Here is a 15103-nt window from a genome sequence, read left to right as displayed (position 1 = left end):
CCTGCCCACACGGCAGGGGGCCTGTTGCTTTAAGGCGGTCGAGGCTGGGCGGCGGCCTTGCTGGTCTAGAGGTCGACGACGGCGAGGACCGTTCCGTCGTCGCCGGGCGTGAGGCGGCAGCCGGCTGAGGCCAGCAGCTGCCGGGCGGCCAGGTTCCCGGCCAGCGTCCGGGCGGTGACCCGGGAGACCCCTGCCCTGCGGGCGTGTTCCAGGACCAGTTTCAGCGCCGCGCTGCCGATGCCCCGGGACCGGTAGCTGCGTCCCAGCCAGATGCCGGTCTCTGCCGTGGGGACCTCTGCCGATGCAACCCGTTTCAGGCGCACTGACCCTGCGGCGCCGCCGGCGCTGAAGACCGCCCAGCTCTTTTCCCCGGCCTGGCCGTCCAGTCCGGCCGCGGCTTCGCGGTGGTAGTTGCGGAACCATGCCGTGCGTTCGGGGTTCCAGCCGGGCCCGCCCAGCGGGGGAGCCACCTCGCCCGGGGACGCATCCCGGTGGGCAAGGGACAGCAGCTGTTCCAGCACCAGCTCATCGACGTCGACGAGCGTCACGGCGGGGGAGTGCGGTGATTCAGGCATGGGGCACATCAATCCACTCCGTTCCTTCAGGGGCCAGTGTGGCTGACCCGGCGGTCAGGCCGAGCACCCGTTCGGCTGCGGCGGAGATTTCAGCGCCGGTGTCCGGCACGGCGATGCGCAGCACTGTATGGCTGCCTCCGTAGCTGGTGTCGGCCATGGTGAAGCCGCCGGCCCGGAGATCATTCTCAAGACGTCCCGCAACGCCGTGCGGCACGGGGATGGAGCAGATCCGCAGCCGGCTGCGCCGCACCTGGGGCGCCAGGGCCAGCGCCGAGGACACAGATTCCGAGTAGGCACGCACCAGGCCGCCGGCGCCCAGCAGGATGCCGCCGAAGTAGCGGACGACGACGGCGCTGACGTCGCTGAGGTCCGTGGCCCCGGGCACGGTTTCCTTCTTGGTGAGGGCTTCCAGCATCGGGATGCCGGCGGTTCCGGAGGGTTCGCCGTCGTCGCTGGAGCGCTGGATGTCACGGTCCGGTCCGATCACGAATGCGGAACAGTGGTGCCTGGCGTCGTGGAACTCGCGGCGAAGGTCTGCCACCAGTGAACGGGCTTCGCCTTCACTGCCGGAGCGGCGCAGCACGGTGATGAACCGGGACCGCTTGATCTCCAGTTCGTGCCGGAAGTCTTCCCCGGCTAACAGGGTGGTGTAGGCCGTGGCCCTGCTGTTCCCGGGCTCCGCTGCTTCTACCACGGCCTCAGTCTAGCCGCAGCCGTAGGGCCGCCACTGCGGCGGCCCTACTTGCCGGCAGACCCGCGCGGACGGCGGCGCAGTGTCTTGGCCAGCGAGAGTTTGCCGGTGTACTGGATGGACCCGTAGCGGAACAGGTGTACGGACAGGCGCAGCATGAGGACGCCGATGATGAACAGTTCGGCGATCACGATGATCGACTCGGCGGGGCTCAGGGTTCCGAAGCCGTTCCGGAGCATGGCAGTCACGGGCGCCGAGAGCGGGAAGTAAGTGAACGCCTGGACGATGGGTGACTGGGGGTCGCTCAGGATGAGGCTGATGGCGTAGAACGGTACGAAGATCAGCGCCATCAGCGGGCCGAAGACCACCCCGGCTTCCTTGGCGTTTGGCATTACCGCGCCAATGGCACCCAGGACTGCTGTGAACAGCAGGAAGCCGCCCAGCAACAGCAGCGCGCCCACCAGCAGCGGCCCCGGTTCGAACACGACGTCGGAGAGGTCGATGTCCGGAAGCGACAGCCTGTCCCTGAAGAAGGCAAAGCCGACGATGACCGGCGCCAGGAACACCGAAATCTGAACGAGGCCCACCAGGAGGAGCGAGATGATCTTCCCGATGATCAGGGTAGTGGGGTTCAGCGTGGTCAGTATCATCTCGGTGACCCTGTTCTCTTTTTCTTCCAGGGTGCTGTTCAGCATCTGGTTGGAGAGCAGGATGATCATCACGTAGAAAAGCACCAGGAACATCAGCGGCGGAACGGCGGCGCCGAAGCCACCGGATGCCTGCCCGTCCCGGTAGGTCTCGGTGTCCACCTTGACGTTCCCGCTGGCTGCCGCCGTGAGCTGTGGTGAGCCGATGTCTGCTTGCGCCGCCACCATGAGCAATTGCTTGGCCACCGCCTCATAGGTCCCGTTGGCGAAGACGCCACGGTCCGTGCCGTACACCTGCACCGGTTCGGCAGCGGGGTTGGCCGGATAGGCGAAGTAGGCGTCCACCGTGCCGGCCTTGACGTCAGCGAGTGCCTGCTCCGGGTTTGCGGCTTTGGTCCCGCCGGCTGCCCGGCCGGTGGCCTCCGGGATGATCCCCGATGCGTCGGTGTAGGTGAAAGACAGTGCCGCGTTCTTCTGTGCATCCGCGGACGCGCTGGTGGAACTGTTGCTGACAAAGATCAGGGCGAAGACGATCGCTGTCACCACGGGGATGGCCAGTGTGGCGATCCAGAACCGCGGCTTTTTGGTGGTGCGGAAGAACTCAAACCCCACCACGGTGCCCAGGTTGTGCCAGCGCACGGCGGGGCGCCGGGCAGGGATGGGCGGAGTGGAGGACGAACGGGATGGTGCAGTGCTCATGGCCGGGCCTCCGCGGGTTGGTCCTGTCCGCCGTAGACCCGGATGAAGATTTCATCCAGGGAAACGCGGGCTGTGGTGAAGCTGCTGACGCTGACTCCGGCGGTGACCAGCTCGCGCAGGACGGCAGCCTGCCCTGCGCCCGGGCGCGGCGCCAGCTCGGCGTACCCGCCGGAGTCGAGGGCGATGTCGTACAGCGTGGAGCGGGGCAGGACGCCGTCGTAGCCCACCCTGTAGACGGTTCCGCCGAACTGCTCCTGCACCTCCTCCACTGTGCCGTAGGCGCGGGAGGTGCCGTCCTTGAGGAGGATGACGCGGTCGCAAAGCCGTTCCACTTCTTCCATCTGGTGGGTGACCATGATGACCGTGGCACCGGCCAGCTTCTGTTCTTCGATGATGTCCATCAGCAGGCGGCGGTTCACGGGGTCGAAGCCCTTTGTGGGTTCGTCCAGGATCAGCAGTTCCGGGGCGTTCATGATGGTCACGCCGAGTTGGATCTTCTGCTGCTGGCCGCCGGAAAGCTTATCCAGGTTGGAGGCGGCCTTGTCCGCGAGCTGCACGCGCTCCAGGTAGTCGAGGGACCAGGCTTTGGCCTGCGCCTTGCCCAGGCCCTTAAGCCGGCCGAAATAGACCATGACGTCCAGGACTGGTTCCTTTTTGTACAGGCCGCGTTCTTCCGGCAGGTAGCCCAGCCGGGCGCCGTCGCTGGGTTCGAAGGGTTTCCCGCCGATGTGGAGCGTCCCCGCGGTGGGCTGGTAGATCCCCAGCAAAGCGCGGAGCGTCGTGGTCTTCCCCGATCCGTTGCTCCCCAGGAACCCGAAGGTTTCCCCGGCGCGCACATCGAAGGACAGGTCCCTGATGACGGTGGCGTCACCGAAATCCATCCGGAAATCCGCGATATGGACCAGCGGCTCCGTGTCCGCACCCCCTGCAGTCATGGACTCAGACTACCGAACCACGCGGCCCTCCCGGTCCTGCGGCCCGTGCCGGGAACGGGGCGCGGTGCCGCCTGCTGTCCGTCTAGGCTGGGACGGTGCTGAAGATCGGATTGACCGGCGGGATCGCGTCAGGGAAGTCGGTGGTTGCCTCCCGGCTGAAGGAGCGCGGGGCGGTCCTGGTGGACGCAGACGCACTCGCCCGCGAGGTGGTGGAGCCCGGCACCGAGGGCCTGGAACGCATCGTTGCCGTGTTCGGCCAGGACATGCTCGACGCCGAAGGCCAGCTTGACCGCCCGCGGCTCGGAGAGGCGGTGTTCGGCAACAAGGACCGCCTGGCTGCGCTGAACGGCATTGTGCATCCACTGGTGCGCGCCCGGGCGGCGGCCATCACGGCGGCCGCGCCGGAAGGTGCGGTGGTGGTCCAGGACATTCCCCTGCTGGTGGAGACCGGCCAGGGCAGCAACTTCCACCTTGTCCTGGTGGTCGATGCCCCGGACGGGCTGCGGCTGGAGCGGATGCAGGAACTCCGGGGCATGAGTGCTGAAGCCGCCCGTGCCCGCATGGCCGCGCAGGCCCCCCGGGAAACCAGGCTGGCCGCGGCCGACGTCGTCCTGGACAACTCCGGCCCCCTGGTGCACTTATTGGAGCAGGTGGACAGCCTCTGGGACACCCGCCTGCTGCCGTACGCCCGGAACCTTGCAGCCGGTGTACGGGCCAAAAGGACCGGTGCGCCTGTCCTCGAGCCGTACCGGGATGACTGGCCACAGCAGGCCGCAAGGATCGCCGCGAAGCTCATGGCCGCGGCTCCCGGGCTGATCCTCGCAGTGGACCACATCGGCTCCACCTCTGTCCCGGGCCTGGCCGCGAAAGACGTCATCGATCTGCAGGTTGCGGTGTCCGGACTGGACGCCGCAGACAGGCTGGCGCCGTTGCTGGGTGCGGCAGGCTTCCCACTGGTGCCCGGCGCCGGCAAGGACACTCCGAAACCAGCCGACCCCGATCCGGCGCAGTGGCAGAAGCGGTTCCATGCGAACGCCGATCCCGGCAGGGCGGTCAACCTCCACGTGCGGGTGGCAGGCTCTCCGGGCTGGCGTTATGCCCTGCTGTTCCGGGACTGGCTTCGGGTTGACGGCCAGGCGCGGCGGCTGTACGAGGCGCATAAGACTGCACTTGCACAGAGCTTCGCCGGCGCCGGCAGCACCAGGCCGTATGCCGAAGCCAAGGAGCCGTGGTTCACACACGTTGCGTGGCCCTCGATGGGGGCATGGGCCGCCGCAACCGGGTGGGAACCGCCGTCGTACGCTCCCTGAAGGCGCGGATACCGCGCTGTGCTGTTCGCCCGTAACGGACTGGGCCGTCCAGTGTCGGTGCCCGGTTGTAGATTAGATGCATGAGCCTTGCGCAGGATATCAACCGTGTTGTAGCGCCCTTCGAAGTCATCAGCGAGTTCAAGCCGGCCGGCGACCAGCCTGCCGCCATCGCCGACTTGACGGAGCGGATCAACAACGGCGAGAAGGACGTGGTGCTGCTGGGTGCCACTGGTACCGGCAAGAGTGCCACTACGGCCTGGCTCATTGAACAGGTGCAGAGGCCCACCCTGGTGATGGTCCAGAACAAGACCCTCGCCGCGCAGCTGGCCAACGAATTCCGTGAACTGCTCCCTAACAACGCGGTGGAATACTTCGTCTCCTACTACGACTACTACCAGCCTGAGGCCTATGTGGCCCAGACGGACACCTTCATCGAGAAGGACTCGTCCATCAACGAGGAAGTAGAGCGGCTGCGTCACTCCGCCACGAACGCCCTGCTCACGCGGCGCGACGTCATCGTGGTGGCCACCGTGTCCTGCATCTACGGCCTTGGCACCCCGGAAGAGTACATCGCCGGCATGGTGACGCTGCGCAAGGGCGCCGAAATGAACCGGGACGACCTCCTCCGGAAGTTCGTCTCCATGCAGTACGCCCGCAACGACATGGACTTCCACCGCGGGACGTTCCGGGTCCGCGGCGACACCGTGGAAATCATCCCGATGTACGAGGAACTCGCCATCCGGATCGAGTTCTTCGGGGACGAAATCGAAAACATCCAGACCCTTCACCCGCTGACCGGCGAAATCATCCAGGATGAAGAGGAAATGTACGTCTTCCCGGCCTCGCACTACGTGGCCGGTCCCGAGCGGATGAGCCGCGCCATCAAGCGCATCGAGGACGAACTGGCAGAGCGCCTGCAGGTCCTTGAGAGCCAGAACAAGCTCGTCGAGGCCCAGCGGCTCCGGATGCGCACCACCTATGACCTGGAAATGATGCAGCAGATGGGTTTCTGCAACGGCATCGAAAATTACTCCTCCCACATCGACGGCCGCGCCCGCGGGACGGCGCCGCACTGCCTGTTGGACTATTTCCCGGACGACTTCCTGCTGGTCATCGACGAATCCCATGTGACCGTGCCACAGATCGGCGCCATGTACGAAGGTGACATGTCCCGGAAGCGGAACCTCGTGGACTTCGGCTTCCGGTTGCCCTCCGCCATGGATAACCGGCCGCTGAAATGGGACGAATTCCTTGAGCGCGTCGGCCAGACCGTCTACCTGTCGGCAACGCCCGGCAAATACGAGCTGGGCAAGGCTGACGGCTTTGTCCAACAGATCATCCGGCCCACCGGCCTGATCGATCCCGAGGTGGTGGTCAAGCCCACCAAGGGGCAGATCGATGACCTGCTGGGCGAGATCAAGAAGCGTACCGAAAAGAATGAACGCGTCCTGGTAACCACCCTCACCAAGCGGATGGCCGAAGACCTCACTGACTACCTGTTGGGCCACGGCGTCAAAGTCGAATACCTGCACTCGGACGTTGACACCCTGCGCCGCGTGGAGCTTTTGAGGGAGTTGCGGATGGGGACGTTCGATGTCCTTGTCGGCATTAACCTCCTGAGGGAGGGCCTTGACCTGCCCGAGGTCTCGCTGGTCAGCATCCTCGATGCCGACAAGGAAGGCTTCCTCCGGTCCTCCACGTCGCTGATCCAGACCATCGGCCGCGCGGCCCGTAACGTCTCCGGCCAGGTGCACATGTACGCAGACCGGATCACGGACTCCATGGCCCACGCGATCGATGAAACCAACCGGCGCCGTGCCATCCAGGTGGCGTACAACACCGAGCATGGGATTGATCCGCAGCCTTTGCGGAAGAAGATCGCCGACATTACGGACCAGCTGGCCAAGGAAGACGCCGACACCGATGCACTGCTGGGAAGCTTCGACTACGGCAAGGGCAAGCGCGGCATCACGGGGTCAACCAAGGCCGGCGCGAAGAAGGGCGCTGCGCAAGTACGGGCGGACGGCCTGGCCGCAGCACCGGCGGAGGACCTGGTGGGGATGATCGCGCAGCTGACCGAGCAGATGCACGGGGCTGCGGCGGAACTGCAGTTCGAAGTGGCCGCCCGGATCAGGGACGAGGTCGGCGAACTGAAGAAGGAACTGCGCCAGATGCAGGCCGCCGGCCACGCCTGACACATACGTCACCACGGGGTCGCATCCAGCCGCGCTGCGGTACAGTTAACGTCACGTAGGGGAGTATCCCAAGCGCTACGATCGTCAACACGCAGGGCATGGTTGCCCAGCCGGGCGTAGCGGGCCCGCCGCATCAGCACCAAGTGCCCAGGCTGGCCGGAGAGACTTACACCGCATCTCTGTACCCCGCGAAAGGCTACCCCTGTGCTCGAATTGCCCTTGTGGTTCGAGGTCGGCTCATTTGTCGTCCTCGGCCTGATCCTCCTGATCGACCTGCTCCTGGTCGTTCGCCGCCCGCACGAACCGTCCATGAAGGAAGCCGGACTGTGGGTGGCGTTCTACGTCACCCTGGCGCTGCTGTTTGCCGGCGCCATGTTCCTCTTCGCCGGCCACGAGTATGGCGGCCAGTTCGTTGCCGGCTGGGTCACTGAGTACAGCCTCAGCATCGACAACCTCTTCGTCTTCATCATCATCATGGCCCGGTTCTCGGTGCCCAGGAAGTACCAGCAGGAAGTGCTGATGGTGGGCATCATCATCGCCCTGGTCCTGCGTGGGATTTTCATCCTGCTCGGGGCGATCGTGATCGAGCAGTTCAGCTGGGTGTTCTACATTTTCGGCGCGTTCCTGCTGTGGACCGCGTGGAAGCAGGCCCAGGATGAGGGCGAAGACGAAGAGGACAAGGAAAACCCCCTCATCGCCCGGATCCGCAAGGTCATCCCCATGTCGGAGAAATTCGACGAAGGCAAGCTGCGCACCACCGTGAACGGCAAGAAGGTCTTCACCCCCATGCTGATCGTGTTCATCACCATCGGCCTGACAGACCTGCTGTTCGCCGTGGACTCGATTCCCGCAATCTTCGGCCTCACCCAGAGCCCGTTCATCGTATTCACCGCCAACCTGTTCGCCCTCATGGGCCTGCGCCAGCTGTACTTCCTGCTCGGCGGCCTCATGAACCGCCTGGTGTACCTGAAGCACGCCCTGTCCGTCATCCTGGCGTTCATCGGCGTCAAGCTGGTCCTGCACGCCATGCACGTGAACGAGCTGCCGTTCATCAACGGCGGCAAGCACATCGAATGGGCACCTGAAATCCCCACGTTCGTGTCCCTCGCGGTCATCGTCGGCACCATCGTCATCGCCGTCGTTGCCAGCCTGCTCAGCTCCAAGGCCAAGGAAGCCCACATGGACCCGCGCCTCGAAGAGGACGTCCGGAAGAGCCACAGCGACGCCGAATAGACGCTTCATCCCGTTTCAGCGGACCGCAGTCCCGGCAGCATCAGCGCCGGGACTGCGGTCTTTGGTTCATAACCACTGCTGGACGGCGTACCGCGGGACTATGCTCGGTCCATGGCCATCATGGCGGAGCATGAGGTTGTAAGGGTGCAGCGGCGCACCGTAGCCCTCTTGGCTGCTGCGCAGGTTTTTGGCGGCATCGGCACGGGCGCCACCGTCTCCATCGGCTCCATCCTCGCCGTCGAACTGTCCGGCTCCAGCGCCTGGGCAGGAGCGGTGGCCACCGTCATGACCCTCGGAGCCGCCCTGACGGCACTACCGCTCGCGGCACTGGCGGACCGCAGGGGCCGCAGGGCAGGCCAGGTGGCCGGCATGCTCGCGGCGCTGGCCGGCGCCCTCCTGATGGTGCTCTCAGTGGTAACCGGGTTGTTCGTGCTCCTCATGCTGGGTGCGGCGGGCATCGGGGCCGGCACCGCCGCGAACCTGCAGGCCCGTTTCGCCGCCGTCGACCTTGCCGACGCCGGACACCGCGGCCGGGCGCTGGCAACGGTCGTCTGGGCGGTCACCATCGGCGCCGTGGCCGGCCCGAACCTGATTCAGCCCGGCGCCGCTGTAGGGCAGGCGCTGGGACTGCCGCCAGTAGCCGGACCGTTCGCCATCTCCAGCGCCGGACTGCTGCTGGCCATCATCCTCGTGTTCGCCGGCCTCCGCCCGGACCCGCTGCTGCTGGCGCGGGAACTTGCGGCCCGTGCCGCGGGGCCGGCAGGCCAGCCCCAAGCGCACACTCCCCGGCACCAGAACGCGGATCACCGGGACAAGGCCGCCTACGGCGCCGGGGTTGACCCTGCGGCCGGCGCCGGAACCGGCACGCGTCGTCGGCCGAAGCCGGCAGGAAGGCTCACCACCGGCTGGCGGGCCATCCACGGTTCCCGGATGGCGCTGCTGGCCGTCACCGCGGTGGTTGGTGCCCACGCCGTCATGGTGGGCGTGATGTCCATGACGCCGCTGCACCTGCAGCACCTGGTCGAGGGGCCAGGGTTGCCGCACGCCGGCCACGCAGCCGACGGTGGGGTCCTGGTGATCATCGGCTTCACCATTTCGCTGCACATCGCCGGCATGTTCGCCCTGTCTCCAGTCATGGGGTGGCTGACGGACAAGGCAGGCAGGACGGAGACCATTATCATCGGCTTCGCCACGCTGATTGCGGGTGTCGCCGTGGCCGGTTTCGGGCAGGACTCCACCGCCGCGGTGGCCGCCGGACTCGTGCTGCTGGGACTGGGCTGGTCAGCATCCACCGTGGCCGGCTCCACGCTGCTGGCCGAAAGCGTGGAGCAGGACGCACGCGTGGTGGTCCAGGGGGTCTCGGACATGCTGATGGGTGCGGCAGGAGCAGTGGGCGGCGCCGCCTCCGGCCTGGTCCTGAGCGGGGCAGGGTACTTTGGCCTCAACATGCTTGCCGGCGCTATCGCCGCCTGCGTCCTGGCTGCCGCGGTGATGGCCAGGGCTTCGGCGCACCGGCAATCAGCGGCGGCCTGACGCCACCATCCCCAACAGCCGCGCGAAGATTCCCTCACCGTCGTCGGCAATGCCATCGTGGTGGAAATCGCCCGTTTCCCAGACCTGGAGCCCGCGGACCGTGGCTGCGGTCTCCAAGGAGAGTTTCCGGTCCACGTAGATGTCGTCCGAGTAAACAGCAGCAGCCACGGGCACCCGGTTGGCGGCGAGCACGCGGACGTCGTAAAGCGGCTTCCAGTCGTTCTTGGCGGCCAGCAGTCCGGCCACCTCCCGGAGCGGCCGCAGCGCGGGGTCCTGGTCGAAGTACCAGGGGTAGACCATCTCGCCGGTGAGCAGCAGCGGTTCGGCGTCAGGCCGGAACTCGGGGTACTCGTCCAGCACCCGCCAGGCGGCCCAGTCCGTTGCCTGGCCCTGGCCATAAATGGACTCGTGCATCAGGGCGTACAGCGGGTTGGACCCCCGCGAGACCACGCCATGCACCTGCTCCAGGAACCCGTCCGCGAGCCTGGGCCCGTCGGGGGTGTCCGTGAAGGCGTCCTCGAGCAGGTAGTGGAGGCTGTCCACCCGGGTGTTCCCGCCCAGGAACGCCCCCAGCATCTGCAGCCGCTCCACTGTGAGCGGACTGCCGTCGGGCAGGGTTTCGGGTTTGCTGCGCAAGTGCCGTGCGATCCGTTCCAGGGCCTCCCGGTCCTCCGGGTACCACGAGAAGTACTCCGCGTTCCGTGACGCAACCCGTTGGTACGTGGCGCGGTATACGTCGTCCGCCGGACCCGTCAGCGGGGCGAGCCCCCCGGTGATGAGCACCTGGCGAAGGGCGTCCGGGGCGAAGGAGAGATAGGTCAGGGCACAGAACCCGCCGTAACTCTGGCCATAGATGGTCCAGTACGGGATGCCCAGCGCTTTGCGGATGAGTTCTGCGTCGGCGACGATCGAGTCGGCGCGGAAGTGCTCCAGGTAGGCGGCCTGCCGGGCGGCCGACCCCCGCAGCGGAAGCGTGTTGCGGTCCGCGGGGGTGGACAGGCCGGTTCCGCGCTGGTCCAGCATGAGGATGCGGAAGTCCTTGGCCGCTGCCTTGCTCCAACCGCCCAGGGTCCCGAACCTGTTGCCGCGCCCTCCCGGCCCGCCCTGCAGGAACAACAGCCAGGGCAGGTTCTCCGCTTCCTCGGCGCTGTGGCCGGCCGCAACATATTCGCGTGCAAAGACGGTGATGGTTTCTGCGTCCCCGCCGCTGGCGGCATGGTCCAGGGGCACGGTGAAGACGTGCTCCACGGTGCGCATGCCGCGGAACTCATGGCGTGCACGGATCCGGTGGCCTGCCTCAGCCACGGGCCGCGGCCGGAACTGGGCTGCCAAACTGGTCCAGGGCTTCGCCGGTAAGCCGGAACGTCGACCACCCGTCCATGGGCCGGGCACCCAGGCTGCGGTAGAAGTTGATGGAGGGCTCGTTCCAGTCGAGCACGCTCCATTCCACCCGGGCGTAGCCGTTCTCCACGGCGATACCCGCCAGGTGCTTCAACAGGGCCTTCCCGTGCCCCTCGCCGCGGGCCGCCGGACTGACGTAGAGGTCCTCGAGGTAGATCCCGTGAACGCCCTCCCACGTGGAATAGTTCAGGAACCACAGGGCGAAGCCCTGCACTTCGCCTGCCGCATTTTCGGCCATGGCCGCGAACACCCGCGGGTTACCGCCAAAGAGGGCGGCCTGCAGCATTTCAGGGGTGTTCCGGACTGCGTCCGGCTCCTTTTCGTAGTGCGCCAGTTCGTGGATCATCCGGAGGATTGCCGGGACGTCGTGCTCGGTTGCGGGGCGGATTACACTCATTATCCGAGCTTACCTAAAGCCGGTTGACGCCCGTTACCCTGAGGACCGCGGTGCCGGTTTCGTCCGATTCCGCCAGGTTCACTTCGGCGGAGATGCCCCAGTCGTGGTTCCGCGCCGGGTCGTCGAAGATCTGGCGCACCTTCCACACCCCGGCTTCCTCCGTAATGATCAGCAGTCCGGGCCCGCGGGCGTCCGGTCCGGTGCCGATGTCGTCGTGTTCGTCGAAGTAGTCGTCCAGGGCGTCTTCCCAGCGGTCGGCGTCCCAGCCGGAGCCGCCGTCGAGTTCACCCAGTGCCGCGGCGTCCTCATCGGCGAAGAGCTCCACGCGGCGGAACATCTCGTTGCGGACCATCACGCGGAAGGCGCGGATGTTGGACGTCAGCGACGGCGGGGGAGGCGGCGGTGCGTCGTGCGGCGTGGGCATGGCCCCGGACGCCAGTTCCTCCCATTCGTCCAGGAGGCTGGAGTCCACCTGCCGGACCAGTTCGCCCAGCCAGGCGGTCAGGTCTTCCAAATCGTCGCGGAGCATGTCCTGCGGGACGGTCTGCCGGAGGGCCTTGAACGCGTCGGCCAGGTACCTCAGCACGATGCCTTCCGAGCGGGCCAGCCCATAGAACTGGACAAACTCGCCGAAGTTCATGGCGCGTTCGTACATGTCCCGGACCACGGATTTGGGCGCCAGCTCGAAGTCGCCAACCCACGGGGCGGCCTTGCGATAGACCTCGAAGGCCTCGGCCAGGATGTCCGCCAGCGGTTGCGGGTATGTCACTTCGTCCAGCATCGCCATCCGCTGGTCGTACTCGATCCCGTCAGCCTTCATGGCGGCCACAGCCTCGCCGCGGGCCTTCTTCTGCTGCGCGGAGAGGATTTGGCGCGGCTTTTCCAGGGTCGCCTCGATGATGGACACCACGTCCAGGGCGTACGACGGCGACTCCGGGTCCAGGAGCTCCAGCGCGGCGAGCGCGAAGGGGGAGAGCGGTTGGTTGAGTGCGAAGTTGGCCTGCAGGTGCACCGTCAGGCGGACGGCGCGGCCGTCCGGACCCTGTTCGGCTTCCGGGATCCGTTCCACAACTTCGGCCGCCAGCAGCTCGCGGTAGATGCCCAGGGCCTTCTTCATCAGCCGGAGCTGCGCCGGCCGGCTTTCATGGTTCTCCGTCAGCAGCCGCCGTGCGGCGGCGAACGGGTCTCCGGGACGTTCCATCAGGTTCATCAGCATGGCGTGGGTGACCGTGAAGCTGGACGCCAGCGGGTCCGGAACGGATTCCACGAGCCGCCGGTAGGTGGGTTCGCCCCAGGACACGAAACCCTCAGGGGGCTTCTTCTTCACCACCTGGCGCAGCTTCTTCTGGTCGTCGCCGAACTTGGCCACGGCCTTCGCCATGGCTCTGACGTTTTCGGTGACGTGCTCCGGGGCCTGCACCACCACTGTGCCGGCGGTGTCGTACCCTGCCCGGCCGGCGCGCCCGGCAATCTGGTGGAACTCGCGGGAGTTGAGCAGCCGGGTGCGGACGCCGTCGTACTTGCTCAAGGCAGTGAGCAGCACGGTGCGGATGGGAACGTTGATGCCCACGCCCAGGGTGTCCGTACCGCAGATGACTTTCAGCAGTCCCGCCTGCGCCAGCTGCTCCACGAGCCGCCGGTACTTCGGCAGCATGCCGGCGTGGTGTACCCCGATCCCGTGGCGGACCAGCCGGTTGAGCGTCTTCCCGAACCCGGCCGCGAACCGGAAGTTCGCGATGAGGTCCGCGATTTTGTCCTTCTCTTCCCGCGTGCACACGTTGATGCTCATGAGCGTCTGGGCGCGGTCGATCGCTTCGAGCTGGCTGAAGTGAACCACGTACACCGGAACCTGCCTGGTGGACAGCAGCTCTTCGAGGGTCTCGTGGACCGGGGTCTCGTGGTAGTAGAAATGCAGCGGGATGGGCCGCTCGGCCGAGCTCACGGTGGTGCTGGGGCGCCCGGTGAGCGTTGTGAGGCCCTTCTCAAACCGGGTCACGTCGCCCAGTGTGGCGGACATGAGGAGGAACTGTGCCTGCGGCAGTTCCAGCAGCGGCACCTGCCAGGCCCAGCCTCGCTGCGGGTCCGAGTAGAAATGGAACTCGTCCATGATGACGGAGCCCAGGTCCGCAGTGTCGCCCTCGCGCAGGGCGATGTTGGCCAGGATCTCGGCGGTGCAGCAGATGATCGGGGCGTCCTGGTTCACGCCCGAATCGCCGGTGATCATGCCCACGTTCTCAGCACCGAAAATCTCGCAGAGCGCAAAGAACTTTTCCGATACCAGCGCCTTGATGGGCGCCGTGTAGTAGCTGCGCCGGCCCAGCGCCATCGCCTGGAAGTGGGCTGCGATGGCAACCAGGGACTTCCCGGACCCGGTGGGTGTTGCGAGGATGACGTTGGCGCCGGTGGCGAGCTCCATGATGGCCTCGTCCTGCGCCGGATACAGGTCCAGGCCGCGGCTTTCAGTCCATTCCACGAAGCGGGTGTACAGGTCGTCGGGGTCGACGGCGGCCGACGGTCCCGGCGCGGTCAGATCGGTCAGCTGGTCAACGAGTTTCATTGTTTTCCAGCTTAGTGCCCCGCTGCGGCAGGAAATCCGTGGGTCCGGCGTACGGTGCTGCCGCTGTTCGCCCCGGCTAGGCTTCCCGTAGCAGAGTCAGCACGAAGGCAGGGAGCAACTTATGAAATGGGATCCGGCGAAGTACGTTCAGTTCGGCGATTACCGGAACCGCCCATTCTTCGACCTCACCGGGAGGATCCACGCCGCCAACCCCGGCCAGGTGGTTGACCTCGGCTGCGGACCCGGCAACCTGACGGCAACGCTCGCCAGCCGCTGGCCCGGAGCCCGGGTGGTGGGAGTGGACTCCTCGGCCCAGATGCTGGGCAAAGCCGCGGAGCTCACCGCCGCGCAGCCGTCCCTCGCGTTTGAGCAGCAGGACATCCGTGACTGGACGCCGTCTGATGACACGGATGTGGTGGTGACGAACGCGGCGCTGCAATGGGTCCCCGGCCATCAGGACCTGCTCCGGACCTGGCTGGCCGGGCTGCGCCCCGGAGGCTGGTTCGCCATGCAGGTGCCCGGGAACTTCAACGCCCCGTCGCATCAGCTGATGCGCCAGCTGGCAGGATCACCGCGGTGGGCCGCCCAGCTCGACGGCGTCCTGCGGGGCGGAGAATCCGTCAGTGAACCGGCGGATTACCTTGAGATCATGCTCGACGCCGGCTGCACCGCGGACGCGTGGGAAACCACCTACCAGCAGCTGCTGCCAGGGCCCGACCCCGTCCTGGAATGGGTTCGGGGAACCGCCCTCCGCCCCGTCCTGGCCGTGCTCCCGGCGGAGGACGGTGCTGTTTTCGAAGCGGAATACGCGGACGCGCTCCGTGCTGCCTACCCGCAGGGGCGGCACGGCACCGTGTTTCCCTTCCGCAGGGTCTTCGCGGTTGGCCGCAAGGCGGACTGAGCGCTTTCCCGCCGCTGTCCTGCCGTTGT

Annotated in this window: 12 protein-coding genes; 5 read left to right on the top strand and 7 right to left on the bottom strand. The window is 66.6% G+C overall.

What is annotated here, in order from left to right; translation table 11 throughout:
- Positions 1-65: 65 nt before the first annotated feature.
- Genes OVA06_RS09085 through OVA06_RS09070 form a run of 4 tightly spaced genes read right to left on the bottom strand, consistent with a single transcriptional unit; the run spans position 66 to position 3547 of the window.
- The gene (locus OVA06_RS09085; RefSeq protein WP_268157725.1) at positions 66-584 is read right to left on the bottom strand and encodes a GNAT family N-acetyltransferase; all 519 of its coding nucleotides are present in this window, start codon (positions 582-584) and stop codon (positions 66-68) included.
- Positions 568-1269 (bottom strand): IMPACT family protein, encoded by a 702-nt coding sequence (locus OVA06_RS09080; protein ID WP_056078919.1) that lies wholly within the window; start codon positions 1267-1269, stop codon positions 568-570. The genes OVA06_RS09085 and OVA06_RS09080 overlap by 17 nt, the downstream gene beginning before the upstream one ends.
- A 44-nt stretch (positions 1270-1313) precedes the next feature.
- On the bottom strand, positions 1314-2612 hold the full coding sequence (locus OVA06_RS09075; RefSeq protein ID WP_082497374.1) for an ABC transporter permease: 1299 nt from the start codon (positions 2610-2612) through the stop codon (positions 1314-1316).
- Positions 2609-3547, bottom strand: coding sequence for an ABC transporter ATP-binding protein (locus tag OVA06_RS09070; protein WP_056078922.1), 939 nt, complete (start codon positions 3545-3547; stop codon positions 2609-2611). Before OVA06_RS09070 ends, OVA06_RS09075 begins: the two co-directional genes overlap by 4 nt.
- A 95-nt stretch (positions 3548-3642) precedes the next feature.
- Between OVA06_RS09070 and coaE the strand changes: the two genes are divergently transcribed.
- The 4 genes from coaE (at position 3643) to OVA06_RS09050 (ending at position 9818) form a co-directional block, all read left to right on the top strand.
- On the top strand, positions 3643-4857 hold the full coding sequence (gene coaE / locus OVA06_RS09065; protein ID WP_268157724.1) for a dephospho-CoA kinase: 1215 nt from the start codon (positions 3643-3645) through the stop codon (positions 4855-4857).
- A gap of 80 nt (positions 4858-4937) precedes the next feature.
- A complete protein-coding gene (gene uvrB, locus OVA06_RS09060) occupies positions 4938-7052 on the top strand; it encodes an excinuclease ABC subunit UvrB (RefSeq protein ID WP_056078927.1) in 2115 nt (704 codons plus the stop codon).
- 204 nt (positions 7053-7256) lie between these two features.
- A complete protein-coding gene (locus tag OVA06_RS09055) occupies positions 7257-8285 on the top strand; it encodes a TerC family protein (protein ID WP_056078930.1) in 1029 nt (342 codons plus the stop codon).
- A 111-nt stretch (positions 8286-8396) separates the two neighbouring features.
- On the top strand, positions 8397-9818 hold the full coding sequence (locus tag OVA06_RS09050; RefSeq protein ID WP_268157723.1) for an MFS transporter: 1422 nt from the start codon (positions 8397-8399) through the stop codon (positions 9816-9818).
- Here OVA06_RS09050 and OVA06_RS09045 read toward each other — a convergent pair.
- From OVA06_RS09045 to OVA06_RS09035, 3 genes are read right to left on the bottom strand one after another with little or no spacing between them, the layout of a single operon-like run.
- A complete protein-coding gene (locus OVA06_RS09045) occupies positions 9804-11075 on the bottom strand; it encodes an alpha/beta fold hydrolase (protein ID WP_268160716.1) in 1272 nt (423 codons plus the stop codon). The genes OVA06_RS09050 and OVA06_RS09045 overlap by 15 nt on opposite strands.
- A gap of 40 nt (positions 11076-11115) precedes the next feature.
- A complete protein-coding gene (locus OVA06_RS09040) occupies positions 11116-11616 on the bottom strand; it encodes a GNAT family N-acetyltransferase (RefSeq protein WP_261619758.1) in 501 nt (166 codons plus the stop codon).
- Positions 11617-11629: 13 nt separating this feature from the next.
- Positions 11630-14173 (bottom strand): DEAD/DEAH box helicase, encoded by a 2544-nt coding sequence (locus OVA06_RS09035; protein WP_268157722.1) that lies wholly within the window; start codon positions 14171-14173, stop codon positions 11630-11632.
- Between the two features lie 121 nt (positions 14174-14294).
- Here OVA06_RS09035 and OVA06_RS09030 point away from each other — a divergent pair, with 121 nt between their 5' ends.
- The gene (locus OVA06_RS09030) at positions 14295-15074 is read left to right on the top strand and encodes a trans-aconitate 2-methyltransferase (RefSeq protein ID WP_268157721.1); all 780 of its coding nucleotides are present in this window, start codon (positions 14295-14297) and stop codon (positions 15072-15074) included.
- Positions 15075-15103: the final 29 nt, after the last annotated feature.

Source organism: Pseudarthrobacter sp. SL88 (assembly GCF_026672455.1).
GTDB lineage: Bacteria > Actinomycetota > Actinomycetes > Actinomycetales > Micrococcaceae > Arthrobacter.
This window is presented reverse-complemented; position numbering and strand designations above follow the sequence as displayed.